Here is a 16,446-nt window from a genome sequence, read left to right as displayed (position 1 = left end):
ACTGAGCGTACCCACCGTCGACCCTTAACGGAACAGGGGTTCCGTTAAGGGGCAACATGCGCTACGTTCTTAACGGGAAACTGGTTCCGTTAAGGAGGAAATATGGAATATCGCACCGTGGGGAATTCCGAGCTCGTCGTCTCTGAGGTCGGGTTCGGGGCTGCGACGTTCGGCGGGGTCGGCGACTTCTTCGGCGCGTGGGGAAGTGTCGACGTCGACGAGGCGCGGGCGATGGTCGACGCGTGCCTCGACGCGGGCGTGACACTGTTCGACACCGCAGACGTCTACTCGGACGGGGCGTCGGAAGAGATCCTCGGCGCGGCGTTGAAGGGGCGACGCGACGATGTGATCGTGTCGACGAAGGCCGCACTGCCGACCGGAACGCGGCCGACCGACGCCGGAACGTCGCGATCACGCCTGATAGGTGCGGTCGATGCCGCGCTCCGACGACTCGACACCGATCGCATCGACCTCTTCCAACTCCATGCGTTCGACGCCCGCACGCCGATCGAGGAGACGGTCGACGCCCTCGACGACCTCGTGCGCGCGGGCAAGATCCGCTATGTCGGAGTGTCGAATTTCAGTGGGTGGCAACTGATGTCGTCGCTCGCGGTAGCCGAGCGTCGGGCGCGCGCCCGCTATGTCGCGCACCAGGTCTACTACTCACTCATCGGTCGCGACTACGAGTGGGAGCTGATGCCGCTCGGAGTGGCCGAGGGTGTCGGCGCGATCGTGTGGAGTCCACTCGGCTGGGGTCGGTTGACGGGCAAGCTGCGTCGTGGGGTCACGCCCTCCGGACCGTCTAGGTTGTCGGCGACCGCGGACGCGGGACCTCCCGTCGACGACGACCTGCTCTACGACGTCGTGGAGGTGCTCGCCGACATCGCCGCACAGACCGGTCGGAGCATTCCGCAGGTGGCACTCAACTGGTTGCTGCGTCGGCCGACCGTGTCGAGCGTGATCATCGGGGCGCGCACGCAGACGCAGTTGGCCGACAACCTCGGCAGCGTCGGCTGGACACTCGACGACGCCCAGGTCGCCCGCCTCGACGCGGTCTCCGAGCGCGAGGCGCCCTATCCCTACTTCCCGTACCGGCGGCAAGACGGCTTCGCGCAACTGTCGCCGCCGCTGGTCTGACGGCGGTCGCGGATTCGTCGGCGCCGCATTCGACGCGACCATCGATGATCCGCACCTCATCTGCCGCTCGGCACCTTCGGCAGTGCAGAAGGTAGATCGTCACAGATGAGGTGCGGTCTGTAGGGCTGCCGGCTCTCGGACCCCGACGACGTCGATCCGCACCCGAAGGCTTGCTAGCGTGACCTGCATGTCATCCGTACCTGAAGACGCCTCGTCCGACGCTGTGCCGAGCACGCCGCAACGCGCCACCGACTCCGACGCGAGCGGCGACCTGGCAGGCGCCGAGGTGGTGATCGACGAGGGTGCCTGCTACGTCGGGCCGATGCGGATCCGGCGAGATCTGCAGCGACCCGAGACCACCGATCGGCGGCTGCTGCAGTGGGTGGACCCACGTGACCAGACGCTGCGCGCCGAACGCACCATGCGCGACTCGTGGCGGGTGCTGCGCATCCAATCCGAGTTCGTTGCGGGCTTCGACGCGATGAACGACGTCGCCGAGGCGGTGACGGTGTTCGGGTCGGCGCGCACCCGGGAGGGAACCCCCGAGTACGACCTCGGCGTCCGGTTGGGCAAGGCACTCGGGGAGGCGGGTTACGCGGTCATCACCGGGGGTGGACCAGGTGTCATGGAGGCGGCCAATCGCGGTGCCGCGCATACGGATTCGCGCTCCATCGGCCTGAACATCGAGCTGCCGTTCGAGCAGCACCTCAACCCGTGGGTCGATCTCGGGATGAACTTCCGCTACTTCTTCGTCCGCAAGACGATGTTCGTCAAGTACGCGCAGGCATTCGTCTGTCTGCCCGGCGGGTTCGGGACGCTCGACGAACTCTTCGAGGCACTCACCCTGGTGCAGACCAAGAAGGTGGTGCGCTTCCCGATCGTGTTGCTCGGACGTGAGCACTGGGCGGGTCTCGTCGACTGGATGCGCGACCGTCTCCTCGCGGGAGGGATGATCTCCTCCGACGACCTCGACCTCTTCCACGTCGTCGACACCCCCGAGGAAGCGGTGCAGATCATCGTCGACGCGACTCCCACCCGATGACCGCGATCTGCGTGTACTGCGCGTCGGGTCCGGTCGACGCGCGCTACCTCGACCTCGCGGCAGAGCTCGGAACCGCGATCGGCGCCGCGGGACACACGCTGGTCTCGGGTGGTGGCAATGTGTCGATGATGGGGGCGGTCGCATCGGCAACACGCGCGGCGGGCGGCACGACCGTCGGGATCATCCCGCGGGCGCTGATGGAGCGCGAGGTCGCCGACCTCGACGCCGACGAACTCGTCGTGACCGAGACCATGCGCCAGCGCAAGCAACTGATGGACGACCGCGCCGACGCATTCATCACCTTGCCCGGAGGGATAGGCACCCTCGAGGAGTTCTTCGAGACCTGGACCGGCGGCTACCTCGGGATGCACGACAAACCGGTCATCATCTGCGATCCATTCGGTTTCTACTCTCCGCTGCTCGACTGGCTGCAAGACTTGCACGGTCAGGGGTTCGTGTCGGAGCGGTCACTTGCGCGGCTAAAAGTGGCGGACACGGTGCCGGCCGCCCTCGCGTTTGCTACTGAACGGTAAGGTGTCGAAGAACACGTTTTGACGCGTGTTGGCACACGTAGCGGAGGGTGGAAATAGATGTCAGGTGACGCCACCAAGGTCGTCGGAATATCGGACGTGTTGAAGGGTGTCGCCAAGATGGCTCCCGACGCCGTCGGCATGATCAAGAACGCGCCGGGTCTGATCAGGCGCCCGCCCGATGCCAAGCGCACGATCGGCTCGATCTTCGCCAAGCGTGCGGCCGATCATCCGGAGCGTCCGTTCATCCGCTTCGAGGGCAAGACCATCACCTACGGCGAGGCCAACCGACATGTGAACAGGTTCGCCGGGGTGCTCCAAGAGGACGGGGTGACCAAGGGCGACGTCGTCGCGATCCTGTCGAAGAACTGCCCGACGGACCTGTTGCTCATGCTCGCGACGGTCAAACTCGGTGCGATCGCCGGAATGCTGAACTACAACCAGCGCGGCGACGTTCTCGAACACAGTGTGAAGCTGCTCGGCGCACGTGTCCTGGTCTTCGACCCCGACTGCAGCGAGGCCCTCGAGTCCATCGATGCCGACGCCCTGCCGACGCATGTCTACGACTTTGAGCAGTTCGAGAAGGAAGCCGACGGGAAACCGGAAACCAACCCCTCGGTCACTGCGGACCTGCCGGCCTCCACCGAGGCGTTCTACATCTTCACCTCGGGCACGACGGGCATGCCCAAGGCGAGCGTGATGAGCCACAACCGTTGGCTGGCAAGCCTTTCCGGAATCGGTGGGCTCGCCGTCCGCCTCAAGCACAGCGACACCATGTACGTTCCGCTGCCGCTCTATCACAACAACGCGCTGAGCGTTTCGCTCTCGTCTGTCCTCGCGGCGGGCGCCTGCATCGCGATCGGCAAGCACTTCTCGGCGTCGAAATTCTGGGACGACGTCATCCGCAATCGCGCCACGGCGTTCTGCTACATCGGGGAGCTCTGCAGGTACCTGCTCGCTCAGCCCGAGAAGCCGACCGACCGCGCACACGACGTCCGGCTCATCGTCGGCAACGGCATGCGCCCCGACATCTGGGACGAGTTCCAGCGACGCTTCGGGATCGAGCGCATCGTCGAGTTCTACGGCGCGAGCGAACTCAACCTGGTCTTCGTCAATGCCTTCAGTGTCGAGCGCACCGCCGGGTTCTGCCCACTGCCGTACGCGATCGTCGAGTACGACGACGAGGGCAAGCCTCAGCGCAACGCCGACGGCCGACTGACCAAGGTCAAGCGCGGCGGCATCGGATTGCTGATCTCCGGCATCAATGACCGCGTCCCGATCGACGGCTACACCGATCCCTCGGAGACCGAGAAGAAGATCGTCCGCGATGCCTTCAAGGATGGCGACGAGTGGTTCAACTCTGGCGACCTCGTCCGCGATCAGGGCTTCTTCCACATCGCCTTCGTCGATCGCCTCGGCGACACGTTCCGCTGGAAGGGCGAGAACGTTGCGACGACGCAGGTCGAGGCGGGACTCGACGGGTTCGGTCAGGTCGGCCAGTCCGTCGTGTTCGGGGTCGAGGTCTCCGGAGCCGACGGCAAGGCGGGCATGGGTGCGATCACCCTCCGCGACGGAGGTGAGCTCGACGGCAAGGAGCTCGCGGCACACCTCTACGACGCACTGCCGTCGTATGCGATCCCGCTGTTCGTGCGCGTCGTCGACCATCTCGAGGCGACGTCGACATTCAAGAACCGCAAGGTCGAACTCCGTGACGAGGGCTACACCGACACCGGCGACGATCCGCTCTACGTGCTCAAGGGCCGCTCGGAGGGCTACGTCGAGTACTACGACGGCTACGCCGACGACGTGGCGAATGCCAAGGTGCCCAAGAACTGAACACGCAGTGAACCGCCGGCGCAGGCGGTCGCCGCGGTCTGTGATCGGCGGCGATCGCTACGCTGGCTCCCATGAACGCGACCCTGTGCGGCAGGCCCGTGCCTGCCGATCGGGCCCTGGTGATGGCCATCGTCAATCGCACGCCCGATTCGTTCTACGACCGCGGATCGTCGTTCTCCGACGACGCGGCGAAGGCCCGCATTAGGCAGGTCGTCGCCGAGGGTGCCGACATCGTCGACATCGGTGGGGTGAAGGCGGGTCCCGGCGAGGAGGTCGACGCCGCGACCGAGACCGAGCGGGTCGTGCCGATGGTCGAGTGGATCCGTGAGCGCTACCCGGATCTGCTGATCAGTGTGGATACCTGGCGCGCGGAAGTGGCCGATCGGGCGTGCGCCGTGGGAGCCGACCTCATCAACGACACCTGGGCGGGTGCCGATCCCGATCTGGTGAAGGTCGCCGCGGCACGGCGTGCCGGGATCGTGTGTTCACACACCGGCGGCATGGAGGTCCGCACGCGTCCCCATCGCGTCGCCTACGGCGAGAAACCGACCGATGTGGTGGCAGAGGTGATCGCCCAGGTGACCCGGGCGGCCGAAGCGGCCGAAGCGCAGGGCGTGGCCCGCGACTCAATCGTTATCGACCCGACACACGACTTCGGCAAAAACACTCATCACGGGCTGCTCCTGTTACGCCACGTAAAAGATCTTGTTAATACAGGCTGGCCAGTGCTGATGGCACTGAGCAACAAGGATTTCGTGGGGGAGACTCTGGGTGTGGACCTCGACGAACGAGTGGAGGGGACACTGGCCGCGACAGCGTTGAGCGCCGCATCCGGAGCTCGGATCTTTCGCGTCCATGAGGTCGCCGCCACGCGTCGCGTGGTCGACATGGTCGCTGCAATAGCGGGAACACGGCCACCCGCCCGAACAGTCAGGGGACTCGCATGACCGAACAGGTACGTCGAACCCAAGCTCGCCACAGGGCGACCGCTTCAAACAACCGCGACCGCACAGCCATGTGGCCGACCCCCGCCGACGCCATCGGCGAGGAACAGTCGTGGTCGAGTACGCACACGTGGGAACAGCCGGACTGGACCATTGAAGAACTCGTGGCTGCCAAACAGGGACGCACGGTGTCTGTCGTCCTGCCCGCGCTCAACGAGGAGGAGACCGTCGCCGATGTGATCGCGACGATCAGGCCTCTCGTCGGCACGCTCGTCGACGAACTCGTCGTCCTCGACTCCGGGTCCACCGACGCCACCGCGGAGCGAGCAATCGCCGCCGGTGCCCGGGTCATCACCCGCGAGGAGGCCGTACCGGAACTCGAGCCGGTGAAGGGCAAGGGAGAGGTGCTGTGGCGGTCCATCGCCGCGGTCACCGGCGACCTCATCGCCTTCGTCGACTCCGACCTCATCGACCCCGACCCGATGTTCGTGCCCAAGATGCTCGGACCGCTCCTGGTCAACCCGCAGATCCACCTCGTCAAGGGCTACTACCGGCGTCCACTGCGGACAGGAGCAACCCAGGACGCCAACGGTGGCGGGCGAGTCACCGAACTGGTGGCCCGGCCGCTGCTCGCATCGCAGAAACCCGAGCTGACCGCAGTGCTCCAGCCGCTGGGCGGCGAGTACGCGGGCACGCGGGAGTTGCTCTCGGCCGTTCCATTCGCGCCGGGGTACGGAGTCGAGATCGGACTGCTGATCGACACCTACGACCGCTATGGACTGCCCGGCATCGGCCAGGTGAATCTGGGTGTCCGCACACATCGCAACCGCCCGCTGATCGAGTTGGGCGTCATGAGCAGGCAGATCGTCGGCACGTTGATGCGACGATGCGGCATCGAGGACTCAGGGGCCGGGCTCACCCAGTTCACCGCGGAGCCGGACGGCACCTTCACCCCGCACACCACCGACCTCTATCTCGAGGATCGTCCGCCGATGAACACCGTTCGCGGCGCCGACGCGACGGCCGAGGAGATGGCCAGCTGATCTGAGCGTCGGCACGGCGGTCATAGACTTCTCTCCATGCAGACGCTGTTGCTCTACCTGCTGATCATGGTGGTGGTCGTGGCCGCCGTGTTCGCTGTCGTGTGGTTCGTGTTCGGTCGGGGAGAAGAATTGCCCCCGATCGACGACGACACAACCCTGACCCGCCTGCCCGCCGCGGGTATCGCAGGCGACGATGTGCGGTCCCTTGTCTTCGCTCAGACGGTGCGCGGCTACAAGCCGCGAGAGGTGGACTGGGCTCTCGAGCGGCTTGCCGCGGAAATCGACGAGCTGCGTGCAGTGGTGCTCACCCTGCAGGCGCGTGACGGCGCCGAACCGGTGTCGGCCGAGAGCGGGTCGGTCTACGACTCCACGCACGCCGCGCGTGCGGGGGATTCGACGTCGCAGGACGACCTCGACTAACCGTTTGCGCGTCCGTCGGTCGGGCCGATTCAGTGAACACGTATCATTGACACGGCAGCCGTGCGCTGTCGTCGGATCCACCACGGCGAGGAGAACTCTGAAGGGAGTTTGCGAAATGGCGGCGATGAAGCCACGTACTGGGGATGGACCCCTGGAAGCAGCCAAGGAGGGGCGTGGGATCGTTGTCCGCATTCCTATCGAGGGTGGCGGCCGTCTCGTCGTCGAACTGACCGCAGACGAAGCCGCGGCGCTCGGTGAAGAGCTGCGCGGGGTCACCGGCTGACTCAGGAGCCACGGGCGCAGCCAGGACGGGCGGGGTCCGTCGGCGACATCGCCGACGTCGCCGACCTGCTCCGCTGCCCGGTCTGCGGGGAGCCTCTCACCGTCGATGAACCCGGCAGGCGCCTGTTCTGCCCGCTCCGACACTCGTTCGACATCGCCAAGCAGGGGTACGTATCGCTGCTCGACGGTCGATCGGGTTCGCTCAAGTCCGACACCGCCGACATGGTGTCGGCACGCCTGCGCGTCCACGACGCAGGTGTTCTCGATCCCGTCGTGTACGCGGTCGCCCAGGCTGCCGCAGCAGCAGTTCCCAGAGTTCAGGTGCACACGGGTGCACCGGTGATCGTCGATCTCGGTGCCGGACCGGGACACTACCTCTCGGCCGCGCTCGACGGCGTCGAGCACTCTCGCGGCGTTGGTGTCGATCTCTCGAAATACTGTGCCCGCGCGTTGACGCGCAGGATTCCCGGCGCCGGTGCCGTCGTCGCCGACGTCTGGCGCGATCTCCCATTCGTCGACGACTGCGCCGACGTCGTGCTGTCGGTGTTCGCGCCGCGCAACGTCGACGAGACCGCGCGCATTCTGCGCCGCGGTGGGCGGTGGATCATCGTCACGCCGCAACCCGATCCCCTCGACGAGCTGATCGAGCCGATGTCGATGCTGTCGGTCGCTGCCGACAAGTCCGACGCCGTCTCCGCCGCGGTCGGTGAGCGTTTCGATATCGTCGAGCACACGGTGGTCCGTGACCGCCGTGACGTGTCGGCGTCGACGATCGCCGACCTCGTGGCCATGGGGCCGACGGCCTTCCATCGCGATCGTGACGAGATCGAGCGTGCCGCACACGCATTCGCGCCGGGATCGTCGACGACGCCGGTCACCGTCGCCGTGACGGTCACGGTGTGTCAGGCCAGCGTCGACCGGTAGACGTCGAGTGTCTGTTCGGCGATGGAGTCCCACGAGAACTCGGATTCGGCGCGCTCGCTTCCTGCGATACCCATCGCGGTGGCCGCTGTCGGATCGCCCACGACGTCGTTGACTGCCTCGGCGATTCCGCGTTCGAAGCCGACCGCATCGGTGGGATCGTAGGGAACGAGTCGTCCGGTGACGTTGTCGCGCACCACTTCCGGGATACCGCCGACGGCCGACGCGACTACAGCCGTTTGGCACGCCATCGCCTCGAGGTTGACGATTCCGAGTGGCTCGTACACCGAGGGGCACACGAAAACATCTGCCGCGGTGAGGATCTCGCGGATTCGAGGTAGCGGGAGCATCTCTCGCACCCAATACACTCCGTCGCGCGCGGCAGCGAGCTCGGCCACGGCGGCCTCGGTCTGCGCTGCGATCTCGGGGGTGTCGGGGGCGCCTGCACACAAGACGAGCTGGATCGCCGGATCGAAATGATGTGCGGCGGCGATGAGATGTCCGACGCCCTTCTGGCGCGTGATGCGTCCGACGAACGCGACGACGGGACGCTTCGGGTCGACTCCCAGCCGCACGAGCGTCGACTCCTGGTTGTACGGCTCGTCGACCGGGTACCACAGCGTCGTGTCGATTCCGTTGCGCACGACGTGAACTCGCTCAGGGTCCAACCGCGGGTAGGCGTTCACCACGTCGGCGCGCATGCCCGAACTCACCGCGATGACGGCATCGGCGTACTCGACGGCGTTGCGTTCCGACCAACTCGACACCTGATAGCCGCCGCCGAGTTGCTCGGCCTTCCAGGGCCGCAGTGGTTCGAGGGAGTGGGCGGTCAGGATGTGTGGAATGCCGTACAGGCGAGCGGCGAGATGCCCGGCGGTACCGGTGTACCAGGTGTGCGAGTGCGCGATGTCGGCGCCTGCCGCTCCCTGCGTCATCCGAAGATCCGTCGAGAGCATCGACAGCGCCGGATTGGCGTCGGCCAGTGCGGGGTCGGGGGAGTAGACGAAGGCGTCGTCCCGGGGGACGCCCATGCAGTGCACGTCCACGGTGACGAGACTTCGAAGATGCCGGACCAGTTCGGTGACATGAACTCCCGCACCGCCGTAGACCTCGGGTGGATACTCCCGCGTCATCATCGCCACCCTCATGGGTCCTGACGCTAGTGCCATGCGTCGGAGTTCGCCATTCACGCATGGAATCGCTCGAGAACGGACCCGCGATTCGTATGGCCCCACTGATGGTTGGCGGTTACGTTGGGAGTGTGAGATCGCAGCCGCACGTTCTCGGAATCGTCCTCGCCGGTGGCGAGGGAAAACGCCTGTACCCGTTAACCAAGGACCGCGCCAAACCCGCCGTTCCGTTCGGCGGTGCGTACCGGCTGATCGACTTCGTGCTCTCGAATCTGGTCAACGCGGGGTACGAGCGAATCTGTGTGCTGACACAGTACAAGTCGCACTCGCTCGACCGTCACATCTCGCAAACTTGGTGGACATCAGGATTTCATGGCGAGTACATCACGCCCGTCCCGGCGCAGCAGCGTCTCGGTCCGAGGTGGTACACGGGCAGTGCCGACGCGATCTATCAGTCGCTGAACCTGATCTTCGACGAGCAGCCGGAGTACATCGTCGTGTTCGGTGCCGATCACGTGTACCGGATGGATCCATCGCAGATGGTCGAGGCGCACATCGCGTCCGGTGCCGAGGTGACCGTGGCAGGCATTCGGGTGCCGCGCGTCGAGGCGTCGGCCTTCGGTGTCATCGACTCCGATGACTCGGGCAAGATCACGCGTTTCCTGGAGAAGCCGAGCGATCCGCCTGGGACGCCTGACGATCCGGACGTCACCTTTGCGTCGATGGGCAACTACGTGTTCACGACGGATGCTCTTGTCGAGGCGATCATCAAGGACGCGGCCGATGCCGACTCCGATCACGACATGGGTGGCGACATCATCCCGAGCTTCGTCGACCGCAAGGCCGCCTACGTCTACGACTTCAAGGACAACGAGGTTCCCGGGGCAACCGAACGCGACAAGGGCTACTGGCGTGACGTCGGAACGCTCGACGCATTCTACGACGCCCACATGGATCTCGTGTCGGTGCACCCGGTCTTCAATCTCTACAACCAGAACTGGCCGATACGTGCCGAGTCGTTGAACGTTCCGCCTGCCAAGTTCGTGCAGGGTGGCTCTGCGCAGGATTCCGTCGTCGGCGGCGGCAGCATCATCTCGGGTGGAACGGTGTCGCAGTCGGTCATCTCTGCGAACGTGCATGTCGAAGACGGCGCGATCGTCGAGGGCAGTGTGTTGATGCCCGGCGTGCGGATCGGCAAGGGCGCCGTTGTGCGGCATGCGATTCTCGACAAGAACGTCGTCGTCTCCGACGGCGGGCAGGTCGGCGTCGACCTCGCTGCCGACCGCGACCGCTTCGCCGTCAGCAACGGCGAGGTGGTCACCGTCGGCAAGGGCATCCGCATCTGAGCTCACGCTCGCGGCAGGGTGCTCTCAACCCTGCTGTCGGGCCGCGAGCTGCGCCAGGGCGGCGGCGACGAGGGATTCGATCTCGGTGCCGTCGTCATGGGGCAGCGCGTCCACGGGCCACCAGCGCAGGTCGTCCGACTCCGAGCTGATGTCGAAGTGCGGCAGCTTGCCATCCGGTTGCGGCGGCGCGACCGCGGCGAAGCGGACGTCGAGGTGTCGGGTCGGCACGCCGAGCGAGCAGGTGATGGGGTGGGTGTGCAGTTGCGCCAATGCGCCGAGCGTGAGGTCGTCGATCCCCGACTCCTCGCGCGCTTCGCGCAGTGCGGCGTCGGCGATCGAGTCGTCGGATTCCTCGCAGTGCCCACCGAGCTGAATCCATTTGCCCACACGCGGATGCAGTGTCAGCAGGACGTGGGTGTGCGTGGCGTCGAACACGATCGTCGACGCGGTGAGATGTCCGGGCACGCTGCGGCGTAGACATGCATCCGGCTGCGCGTCGAGAAATGCGAGATAGGCGTGGCGCAGCGAATCCTGTTCGGGCGCCTGCACATTCCATGACCGAAGAAGTTCGACGGCCGATGAGTGCAGGGAATCAGTGCTCATCTCTCGATCACCCACTCGTCGGTCGGGGCCGGCTCGCGTAGCTGCTGTGGCTCGGCGGGGTGCCCGATGGCGATGGCGCCCAACGGTTCCCACGACGGGTCGACGTCGAGCTCGCGACGCACGACCTCCGGCGCGAAGATCGTCGACCCGACCCAGCAACTGCCGAGTCCGCGGGCAGACAGCGCGACGAGCAGGCTCGCGACCGCGCCGCCCGCGGCGACGGTGAACATCGTGTGCTCCGCGGCGTTGCGACGTGAGTCGGGGTAGGTGTGCGCGCCGTCGCCGGTGAGCATCGGGATCACCAGTTCCGGTGCGTCGTAGAGTATCTGGCCGCGCCGCACGCGTTTGGCGATCGACTCCGGTGACTTGTCGTCCGACGAGAGGTCGGCCCGCCACGCGTCACCCATCGCATCGAGGAGGCGGACACGACGCTCGCGTGAACGCACCCAGACGAAGCGGAACGGATGCGTGTGGTGGGGCGCAGGCGCGGTCAACGCGTCGGCGAAAGCGGCTCGGAGATCTTCGGGCGCAACGGCTTCTTCTGAGAACGACCGGATCGATCGTCGGGTTCGGATCGCCTCGATCCTGCCCTGGTCGATCGCCTCGGCGGTCCCGAGGCGGAACAGGTCCTCGTCGGCCGGTCGGACGAGCTGGGCCGCCGACGACCCGTCGTCGTGCACGCGAAGCCCCCGCACCACCGCGACCGGCACGCCGTCGAGCTTTCCCTTCACCAGGTCTGCGGCAGAGGCGATCTCGTCAGCAACGGCGATGTCGGTGACGATCAACGGGTTGCCGTACGAATCCTCGCCGCCCTCGTAGGGGTGGCTCACGGCGATTCCCGACGCGCCGATGGCGACGTCGGTCTGACCGGTACGCCACGCGCGGCCCATCGTGTCGGTGACGATGACCGCGACGTGGTGACCCGTGCGCTCGGCGATGGCCTCACGCAACAGCCGCGCGCTGCCGTCGGGGTCGTCGGGGAGTAGCGCGATCTGGTCGGTGGGCACGTTGGAACCGTCGACGCCCGCGGCCGCCTGCACGAGGCCGAGTTTGTTCTCTGTGATGAGCGTGCGGTTCTTGCGCGCGAGGACGCGCACCGACTCGGCTTCGATGAGCTTGCGCCGCAGGGCATCACGCTCGTCGGGGTCGGTGGGTGCCGGAATCATCCGGCCCTCGGTCTTGGAGAAGACCTTGCTGGTGACGACGACGACGTCGTCGTTGCGCAACCACGGGGCGCGGCGTGTGATCTCCGCGGCGAGGTCGGTGGTGGCGTCGAACTCGGGCAGACCGGTGACGGGGATGATCTCCAGAGCCGCGGGGGCGCGGTGGTCGCGGAGTGCTCCGTCCCGCGATGCTGCGCCGGCGTCGGCCGTCATCGGGCGTCTCCGGCGGCGTCGGGGCGGGCGGGGTGTGGAATGTCGACGCCGACGAGGGCACACGCGTCACGGACCATCACGGCGGTCGTCTGTGGATCGCTCATCAGCAGTGGTGCCGCTCCGATGGCGATGCCATCGACGTGTGCGGTGTCGCCCTCGGCGATCAGCCATCCGTCGAGGATTCCGTTGCCACTGCGGGCCCCGTAGTGGGCGGCGATCGCCTCTGCGGAGGACTCGACGCCGATGACCGACAGGCATTCGTCGGCCATTCCCCGCAGCGGTCGATTGTCGATGACCGGTGAGATGCCGACCACGGGTGCCGACGTTGTGCGCAACGCGCTTCGGATGCCGGGGACGCTGACGATCGCGCCGATGCTGACGACGGGATTGCTCGGTGCGAGCAGGACGATGTCGGCGTCTGCGATCGCTTCGGCCACCCCCGGTGCTGGCGCGGTGTCGTCGGACCCGACCTGTGCGAACCCGAACGTCGGGATCTGCGCACGATGGCGAACCCACCACTCCTGGAAATGGATCGCGACGCGCTCGCCTTCGCGCCCATCGGGTTTGGAGACGACGACGTGTGTCTCGTGACGTTCGTCGGTGGCGGGAAGAAGTCGCACGCCGGGCTGCCAACGCCGACACAGCGCGGCGGTGACATCGGAGAGCCGGTATCCGGCGTCGAGCATCTGGGTGCGGATCAGATGTGTCGCCAGATCGCGGTCGCCGAGTCCGAACCAGTCGGGATCGGCTCCGTAGGCGGCCAGTTCCTCCTTGGCGTGCCACGACTCGTCGGCTCGACCCCAACTGCGCTCCGGGTCGATTCCGCCGCCGAGCGTGTACATACAGGTGTCGAGATCGGGACAGATGCGCACGCCGTGCATCCATGCGTCGTCACCGACGTTGACCACCGCGGTGATCTCGTTTCCGCTGCTCGACGCCGCGTCGCCCGCGGCGTCGGGAAACGGCGTCGGACCGAGCAGTTCGCGAACTCCGGACAAAAATCGTGCGCCGCCGACACCGCCGACGAGTACCGTCACCTTCACAACGACCCACTCTAGTGAGTCCGGATCGAATCGATATCATGGACCACGACGCTGCGCCCGCCATTCGCGTCCGATGTGACATTGATGTGTCCCCGCAACACAACTCGTGTCTTACGGGGAGTTTTTGTCAGTCGATGGTATTAAGGAATATTTCGATTCAACTTGACCGGACACGTCTCTGGCGTGTCTAATCACATCAGTGTCATTTCTGGTTCGAGATCGAGAATCGGTGCATCGCAACGAAGTTCGATCACGTGTTCGAATTCAGAAAGGTTGATCCGACACCGTGGTGGTGCCAGGTCGCGCCGGACACTTGGTGAAGATCGAGAATGTACGGGTATGAGTGGTGGTGTGGCACCGATGCCGCGCCGCCGTGACGACAGAGAACAACGACTTCCCAGGCAGGAGGCGCCGACGATGGCATTCGACAACGCGATCGGCAATCCCCTTGAACCACACGGACATTCAGAGATCGCGTCCCCGTTGAGTGGGGATGCGAATTACACAACCCTTGGGCCCGTTGATGATTCATTCATCGGGACACCTGAGATCGGGACACCTGAGGTGTCACTCGGCGCTGACGAGAACTCGCAGCGGCGCCATCTTTCCTTGGTGCCCAACGACTTCGAGGCCCTGTTCGACGAGATCGAAGACCAATGGCAAGATCGCGCGCTGTGCGCGCAGACCGATCCGGAGGCCTTCTTCCCGGAGAAGGGTGGCTCCACCCGCGAGGCGAAGCGCATCTGCCAGGGCTGCGAGGTGAAGGCCGAGTGCCTCGAGTACGCCTTGCACAATGACGAGCGTTTCGGAATCTGGGGCGGACTGTCCGAGCGTGAGCGTCGACGCCTCAAGCGCGGCATTATCTGACGCCTACTCGGGTCCCCGGTCGATGATGTCCTCGTCGAGTCCGAGGTGTGTCGCGACCTGCTGTACCAAGACCTCGTGAACGAGGTCGAGTAGGTCCTCGCCCTTCTTCGCCCTGCTCTCCAGTGGCCGGCGGAAGAGGATGATCTGCGCCCTGGTCGGCGCTCCGTGTACATCGACCCCCGCGGGCATCAACCGCGCAAGCGGAACGGCACCGTCGGCTGTCACCTCGTCGGGCCACTGCACGGTTTCCGGGTCACGCGGGAGAAGACGTGGGATCTCGTCGACGGCGATGTCGAGTCCCGAGAGTTGATCGTGCCAACGTGCATCTATCTCCGCGAACGCCTCGAGGACGACCGTGTCGAATTCGTCCGACTTACTACGCCACGCCGGCACACCCTGGGGCAGCAGCGGTGAGCGCAGACCCCGGCCTCGTCGGTCGCGACGTGCTCGACGCGCCGCGCGGACGGCCGAGAGCCGCATATCGGACACCCGGTTCTCCGAGGAGCGCACCGGCGAACCCTGGCTTCGATCGCGCGTGGCGCGCCGCCGTTCGATACGCATGCCGAGATTGTAAGTCTCCACCGTCCGCTGTCGCGTCGGAGATGCGTGCCGCGTGTCGGACCCCGGGCTGCGTGTCCGACTCCGCGCCGCGTGTCGCCTCACCGTTCGCCGGGGCGTGGGACTAACCTTTCTGCTGTGAAGCTTCCCCGACAATGCTGCCGCCCGGCTTGCTCCCGGTCGGCGGTGGCGACCCTGACCTTTGTGTACGCCGAGTCGACGGCGGTCATCGGTCCTCTCGCCACGTCGGATGAGCCGCATTCGTGGGATCTGTGCGACGAGCACGCGCGCCGCATCACTGTGCCGCGCGGGTGGGAGATGCTGCGCAGTAAGCGGGGATTCTCGGCGCCGGTCGCCGAAGACTACGAACTGACCGCCCTCGCCGAGGCTGTGCGCGAGGTCGGTGGGCGTGAGGTCGGTGCACGCGGAATCGCAGGTGCTGTGGGACGCGCGCCCGGTTTCGACCAGGAGGCGTTCGACGACGTTCACGCAGGCCGTCATCGTGCGGGTACGTCGACGACCGACGTGCGCTCGGGTCCCGATGTGCGTTCCGGGGCCGACGCTGCTCGCCGAAGCGGAGCGGTGAAGCCGCGCCCCGGCAGGCGTGGGCATCTTCGTGTGTTGCCCGACCCGGTCGACTGATGCGCCCGCGAGATCTGGTGGATCAGAATATGGCTGTGTGTGGGCAGCGACGCCATGCGTCGCTAGGCTGACCCTATGCGTACAGATGCCGCCGACCTCGATGATGTCGACGATCTGATTGCAGGCGACTCCGAGGGTCTGCTGCAGGCGGCGGCGTTGACGGGTGCGCAGGTGCGTGCCGTTGCCGAGGCCATGCGTGAGGGCGTCCTCGAACCGTTGGCGGCGCTGCGGCCCCGAAGTGTTGTCATCGTGCACGGCGTGTCGAGCGTTGCCCGCGACGCCGTCGCGCTCGTCGTGGCCTGCGTCGCCACCCGCGTCGATGTGCCGATCGTCTCCGCGCCCGCCCTGCCGGGCTGGGTCGGTCCACTCGATGTGGTTGTCGTCGCGGGCGACGACGCGGCCGACATGGCACTCGCGGATGCCGCGGCACGGGCGCAGCGTCGACGCGCAGAGGTCGTCGTCGCAGCACCCATCGAGGGGCCGTTGCGAGATGCTCTGGGCGGCAGCGGAATTGACCTTTCGCCTCGTCTTCGCGTCGATCCGCGGTTCCGATTCGCGGCGTACGTCGCGGCGCTGTTGGCGGTATTCGCATCACTCTCCGATGTGCGGTTCACCGGTCCGGTGCCGCTCGTGGGCGACATTGCCGACGCACTCGACGACGAGGCGGCGACAGATCATCCCGCCCGCGAGACGTTCCACAACCGCGCCAAACTGCTGGCAGCTCGA

Annotated in this window: 17 protein-coding genes and 1 pseudogene; 13 read left to right on the top strand and 5 right to left on the bottom strand. The window is 66.2% G+C overall.

The annotated features are described in order from the left end of the window. Nucleotides 1–102: 102 nt before the first annotated feature. The 9 genes from B3T59_RS07695 (at nucleotide 103) to B3T59_RS07655 (ending at nucleotide 8,158) form a co-directional block, all read left to right on the top strand. Nucleotides 103–1,137 carry an aldo/keto reductase gene (locus tag B3T59_RS07695; RefSeq protein WP_064867182.1) on the top strand — a complete coding sequence of 345 codons (1,035 nt, stop codon included), beginning with the start codon at nucleotides 103–105 and terminating at the stop codon, nucleotides 1,135–1,137. A gap of 187 nt (nucleotides 1,138–1,324) precedes the next feature. Then, the gene (locus B3T59_RS07690; RefSeq protein ID WP_387315592.1) at nucleotides 1,325–2,179 is read left to right on the top strand and encodes a TIGR00730 family Rossman fold protein; all 855 of its coding nucleotides are present in this window, start codon (nucleotides 1,325–1,327) and stop codon (nucleotides 2,177–2,179) included. Then, nucleotides 2,176–2,712: a TIGR00730 family Rossman fold protein gene (locus tag B3T59_RS07685; RefSeq protein WP_005207361.1), complete on the top strand. Its 537-nt coding sequence runs from the start codon at nucleotides 2,176–2,178 to the stop codon at nucleotides 2,710–2,712. Before B3T59_RS07690 ends, B3T59_RS07685 begins: the two co-directional genes overlap by 4 nt. Nucleotides 2,713–2,769: 57 nt before the next feature. Further along, nucleotides 2,770–4,545, top strand: coding sequence for a long-chain-acyl-CoA synthetase (locus tag B3T59_RS07680; protein WP_005207360.1), 1,776 nt, complete (start codon nucleotides 2,770–2,772; stop codon nucleotides 4,543–4,545). 71 nt (nucleotides 4,546–4,616) lie between these two features. Continuing rightward, nucleotides 4,617–5,492, top strand: coding sequence for a dihydropteroate synthase (gene folP / locus B3T59_RS07675; protein ID WP_005207359.1), 876 nt, complete (start codon nucleotides 4,617–4,619; stop codon nucleotides 5,490–5,492). After that, entirely contained in the window at nucleotides 5,489–6,532 is a 1,044-nt protein-coding gene (locus tag B3T59_RS07670) for a glucosyl-3-phosphoglycerate synthase (RefSeq protein WP_064867178.1), read from the top strand. Before folP ends, B3T59_RS07670 begins: the two co-directional genes overlap by 4 nt. Before the next feature lie 36 nt (nucleotides 6,533–6,568). Next, nucleotides 6,569–6,952, top strand: a complete 384-nt coding sequence (locus B3T59_RS07665) for a DivIVA domain-containing protein (RefSeq protein ID WP_287001911.1) — start codon at nucleotides 6,569–6,571, stop codon at nucleotides 6,950–6,952. A gap of 115 nt (nucleotides 6,953–7,067) precedes the next feature. Continuing rightward, nucleotides 7,068–7,235, top strand: coding sequence for a DUF3117 domain-containing protein (locus B3T59_RS07660; protein WP_004019232.1), 168 nt, complete (start codon nucleotides 7,068–7,070; stop codon nucleotides 7,233–7,235). 47 nt (nucleotides 7,236–7,282) lie between these two features. Continuing rightward, nucleotides 7,283–8,158, top strand: a complete 876-nt coding sequence (locus B3T59_RS07655; protein ID WP_414652078.1) for a putative RNA methyltransferase — start codon at nucleotides 7,283–7,285, stop codon at nucleotides 8,156–8,158. On the opposite strand, the gene glgA is transcribed toward B3T59_RS07655, so the two are convergent. Further along, complete coding sequence (gene glgA / locus B3T59_RS07650; RefSeq protein WP_197500830.1) at nucleotides 8,137–9,303, bottom strand: glycogen synthase; 1,167 nt, start codon at nucleotides 9,301–9,303, stop codon at nucleotides 8,137–8,139. The genes B3T59_RS07655 and glgA overlap by 22 nt on opposite strands. A 113-nt stretch (nucleotides 9,304–9,416) precedes the next feature. Here glgA and glgC point away from each other — a divergent pair, with 113 nt between their 5' ends. Further along, nucleotides 9,417–10,631 carry a glucose-1-phosphate adenylyltransferase gene (gene glgC / locus B3T59_RS07645; RefSeq protein ID WP_039855631.1) on the top strand — a complete coding sequence of 405 codons (1,215 nt, stop codon included), beginning with the start codon at nucleotides 9,417–9,419 and terminating at the stop codon, nucleotides 10,629–10,631. 24 nt (nucleotides 10,632–10,655) lie between these two features. Here glgC and B3T59_RS07640 read toward each other — a convergent pair whose 3' ends face one another. Genes B3T59_RS07640 through cofD form a run of 3 tightly spaced genes read right to left on the bottom strand, consistent with a single transcriptional unit; the run spans nucleotide 10,656 to nucleotide 13,653 of the window. Continuing rightward, entirely contained in the window at nucleotides 10,656–11,234 is a 579-nt protein-coding gene (locus B3T59_RS07640; RefSeq protein WP_064867172.1) for an NUDIX hydrolase, read from the bottom strand. Further along, nucleotides 11,231–12,610: a coenzyme F420-0:L-glutamate ligase gene (locus B3T59_RS07635; RefSeq protein WP_064867170.1), complete on the bottom strand. Its 1,380-nt coding sequence runs from the start codon at nucleotides 12,608–12,610 to the stop codon at nucleotides 11,231–11,233. The genes B3T59_RS07640 and B3T59_RS07635 overlap by 4 nt, the downstream gene beginning before the upstream one ends. Further along, a complete protein-coding gene (gene cofD / locus B3T59_RS07630) occupies nucleotides 12,607–13,653 on the bottom strand; it encodes a 2-phospho-L-lactate transferase (RefSeq protein WP_064867168.1) in 1,047 nt (348 codons plus the stop codon). Before cofD ends, B3T59_RS07635 begins: the two co-directional genes overlap by 4 nt. 609 nt (nucleotides 13,654–14,262) lie before the next feature. Here cofD and B3T59_RS07625 point away from each other — a divergent pair. Beyond that, nucleotides 14,263–14,520 (top strand): WhiB family transcriptional regulator, encoded by a 258-nt coding sequence (locus B3T59_RS07625; RefSeq protein ID WP_168431294.1) that lies wholly within the window; start codon nucleotides 14,263–14,265, stop codon nucleotides 14,518–14,520. Nucleotides 14,521–14,523: 3 nt separating this feature from the next. Here the strand turns inward: B3T59_RS07625 and B3T59_RS07620 are convergent, their stop codons facing one another. Next, on the bottom strand, nucleotides 14,524–15,000 hold the full coding sequence (locus tag B3T59_RS07620; protein WP_064862915.1) for a metallopeptidase family protein: 477 nt from the start codon (nucleotides 14,998–15,000) through the stop codon (nucleotides 14,524–14,526). Nucleotides 15,001–15,216: 216 nt separating this feature from the next. On the opposite strand from B3T59_RS07620, the gene B3T59_RS07615 reads away from it, so the two are divergent. Then, nucleotides 15,217–15,720: a DUF3499 domain-containing protein gene (locus B3T59_RS07615; RefSeq protein ID WP_082946580.1), complete on the top strand. Its 504-nt coding sequence runs from the start codon at nucleotides 15,217–15,219 to the stop codon at nucleotides 15,718–15,720. Nucleotides 15,721–15,795: 75 nt separating this feature from the next. Next, nucleotides 15,796–16,446 (top strand): annotated as a pseudogene (locus B3T59_RS07610) (hypothetical protein); the annotation flags it as partial.

The sequence above is a fragment of the Gordonia sp. UBA7860 genome (assembly GCF_002500165.1).
Classification (GTDB): domain Bacteria; phylum Actinomycetota; class Actinomycetes; order Mycobacteriales; family Mycobacteriaceae; genus Gordonia; species Gordonia sputi.
This window is presented reverse-complemented; position numbering and strand designations above follow the sequence as displayed.

Bases quoted from the DNA above. Each gene is read 5' to 3' on its own strand.
- B3T59_RS07695 (WP_064867182.1), top strand. From the start codon at position 103: ATGGAATATCGCACCGTGGGGAATTCCGAGCTCGTCGTCTCTGAGGTC.
- B3T59_RS07690 (WP_387315592.1), top strand. From the start codon at position 1,325: ATGTCATCCGTACCTGAAGACGCCTCGTCCGACGCTGTGCCGAGCACG.
- B3T59_RS07685 (WP_005207361.1), top strand. From the start codon at position 2,176: ATGACCGCGATCTGCGTGTACTGCGCGTCGGGTCCGGTCGACGCGCGC.
- B3T59_RS07680 (WP_005207360.1), top strand. From the start codon at position 2,770: ATGTCAGGTGACGCCACCAAGGTCGTCGGAATATCGGACGTGTTGAAG.
- folP (WP_005207359.1), top strand. From the start codon at position 4,617: ATGAACGCGACCCTGTGCGGCAGGCCCGTGCCTGCCGATCGGGCCCTG.
- B3T59_RS07670 (WP_064867178.1), top strand. From the start codon at position 5,489: ATGACCGAACAGGTACGTCGAACCCAAGCTCGCCACAGGGCGACCGCT.
- B3T59_RS07665 (WP_287001911.1), top strand. From the start codon at position 6,569: ATGCAGACGCTGTTGCTCTACCTGCTGATCATGGTGGTGGTCGTGGCC.
- B3T59_RS07660 (WP_004019232.1), top strand. From the start codon at position 7,068: ATGGCGGCGATGAAGCCACGTACTGGGGATGGACCCCTGGAAGCAGCC.
- glgA (WP_197500830.1), bottom strand. From the start codon at position 9,303: ATGAGGGTGGCGATGATGACGCGGGAGTATCCACCCGAGGTCTACGGC.
- B3T59_RS07640 (WP_064867172.1), bottom strand. From the start codon at position 11,234: ATGAGCACTGATTCCCTGCACTCATCGGCCGTCGAACTTCTTCGGTCA.
- B3T59_RS07635 (WP_064867170.1), bottom strand. From the start codon at position 12,610: ATGACGGCCGACGCCGGCGCAGCATCGCGGGACGGAGCACTCCGCGAC.
- B3T59_RS07620 (WP_064862915.1), bottom strand. From the start codon at position 15,000: ATGCGGCTCTCGGCCGTCCGCGCGGCGCGTCGAGCACGTCGCGACCGA.